At 69.7% G+C, this 736-nt stretch carries 1 pseudogene; it reads right to left on the minus strand.

What is annotated here, in order from left to right:
• Positions 1-34: 34 nt before the first annotated feature.
• A pseudogene (locus tag QSJ59_RS24270) lies at positions 35-736 on the minus strand (nitrate- and nitrite sensing domain-containing protein); the annotation flags it as partial.

Raw genomic sequence — 736 nt, forward strand, 5'->3', positions numbered from 1 at the left:
AGGAGCCAGTCCAGGTCCCGGGGGGCGTTGTTCGTCACGGTGTGTTGGAGTCCTTGTCGGTGTGGTGCTCGGTGTCGTTGGTGCGTTGTTGTTGTCCGGCGAGGCGACCGCGTCGGGTGCCCTGCTGCAACGCCGACATCGTGCGGCGGACCCGCTGGCAGCGTTCCGCGTCGTTCTCCGCGGTCGGTCCCTTGGCGTCCTCGGGCGCCTCGTAGAGCTGCGGGGCCAGATTGGCCTGGGGGACACGTCTGGGGAGTTCGCGCCGCCCGTCCGGAGTTCTTGTGTAAACGGGCGGTACAGCGGGCACCGGACGGGGTCCGGTCGGGAGCGCGCCCGACTTGACGGGGGCGTTGTTGTTTCCCGGTTCACGGCGGGGCAGCCGCTCCGGCTCGTGGGACGCGTGGGCGCCCCTGGGACGGCCGTTGGCGGCCGGAGGCCGCTCCTGTACCGGGACACGGCTGAGGACGTCGCCGTTCACGGGACGTTTGTTCACCACCGGCGCCGCGGTAAGCCGCGGCGCCTCCCGATCGTTCTCGGACTTCGCAGCCGCCGGGGCGCTCGTGAGACGGAGGCGACCACCCGATCGCTTCGTCTGCTCCTGCTCGATACCGGTGATGAGTGTGGTGGGGAGGAGGACGATTGCTTGGACGCCGCCGTAGGGGGAGGCGCGGAGGCGGACTTTGATGTTGTGGCGTTGGGCGAGGTGGGAGACGACGAAGAGGCCGAGGCGCATTTT

Source organism: Nocardiopsis ansamitocini, assembly GCF_030268225.1.
Lineage (GTDB): Bacteria > Actinomycetota > Actinomycetes > Streptosporangiales > Streptosporangiaceae > Nocardiopsis_D > Nocardiopsis_D ansamitocini.